The 1585-nt window shown below is 57.9% G+C and carries 1 protein-coding gene; it reads left to right on the forward strand.

The features are described 5' to 3' along the window. Positions 1-927 (forward strand): glutathione-independent formaldehyde dehydrogenase (locus WBV42_RS14885; protein ID WP_423986728.1); only part of this gene is annotated, 927 nt, incomplete at its 5' end. Positions 928-1585 lie beyond the last annotated feature (658 nt).

Consider the following 1585-nt stretch of genomic DNA (forward strand, 5'->3'; position numbering starts at 1 on the left):
GACCGCGTCGTCCTCCCGTTCAACGTCGCCTGTGGCGTGTGTAAGAACTGCGAGAACGGCTATACTGGGTTCTGCCTGAACGTGAATCCTGGCTTCGCCGGTGGGGCGTACGGATACGTCGCAATGGGGCCGTATAAGGGCGGACAGGCGGAGAGGCTCCGCGTGCCGTTCGCGGACTTCAACGCGCTCAAACTCCCGGAAGGGACGGAACACGAGGATTCGTTCATCCTGCTCGCGGACATCTTCCCGACGGGATGGCATGGGACCGAACTGGCGAACCTCCAACCCGGCGAATCGGTCGCCATCTTCGGTGCTGGCCCGGTCGGACTGATGGCCGCCTACAGCGCGAAGATCAAGGGCGCGGCGGAAATTTACGTGGTCGACAGGGTCGACAGTCGACTCGAACTCGCCGAGAAGCACTGTGATGCGACGCCAATCAACTTCGAGGAGAGCGACCCGGTCGAACAGATCAAGAACATCCACGGCGGCGGCGTGGACAAAGGCGTTGACGCGGTCGGATACCAAGCCGTGGACCCCGACACCGACGTGGGCGACGACGCCTACGACCCGGCACGGGAGAACCCCGCAGTGGTTCTCAACCAACTGATTCAGGTCGTCCGGGCGACCGGCCAACTCGGCGTCCCCGGCCTGTACGTCCCCTCGGACCCCGGAGCACCGGACGAGATGGCCGCACAGGGCCGTCTCGGCATCGACTTCGGGAAGTTCTTCGAGAAGGGTCTCAAGGTCGGGACCGGACAGTGTAACGTCAAGGAGTACAACCGCCAACTCCGCGACCTCATCATTCAGGGCCGCGCCGACCCGAGTTTCGTCGTTTCACACCGCGTCGAACTCGATGACGCGCCCGAGATGTACGAGCGATTCGACAGCCGTGAAGAAGGCGTGACGAAAGTGTTGCTCGAACCCTGAACTGACTCGATTCTCGCTTTTTTTGTCGTGAGACACACGGGAGAGCTATCGGTGACCGCCGTGGTAGTCAGGATGGTGGATTCGTCTAACAGTGCTGAGCTGCTTTGCTCTCGTACTCGATCACTGAGGTAGGGGTGATATGGAAAATCATCCAAACACAATCCGTCTTCCCATGAATTAGCTTGGTCGTATCGAGGCTTGCTGCAGTGTCGTTCGCCGAGACTGTGACAACGTAACGACCGGGATGTTTGACCGGGTGCTTGATGTAGAATATGGACGAATTAGGTGCCGTATCCGAGTACGTCTCCAAGTGGTGTGTCTCTTCCAGTACGGTCTTCGATGCGTCCTCGATTCGTAGTCGCACGTCGACCGCGTGATTTCGCTTGTTTTTGATGGAGACTAAGTCGATTCTCGATTTCGGTTCGGGCTTCGAGCGCGAGAGGCATCCAGCACCGGCAATCAGGGAGCTACTGACGCCCCCCAGAACTGCACGACGTGAGAGATATTCCATCCGTATACGAGAGAATAAATCACACTCAGCATATGCTTTGAGGTCGTCATTCGCACGCTCCGTAGAACGAACACCATCCAACCTGACTATCGAGCGATATGCGAAACGGTAATGAATACCTTGCAAACAATGAGCGCTAGTTAATGT

Source organism: Haladaptatus sp. (assembly GCF_049589095.1).
Lineage (GTDB): Archaea > Halobacteriota > Halobacteria > Halobacteriales > Haladaptataceae > Haladaptatus.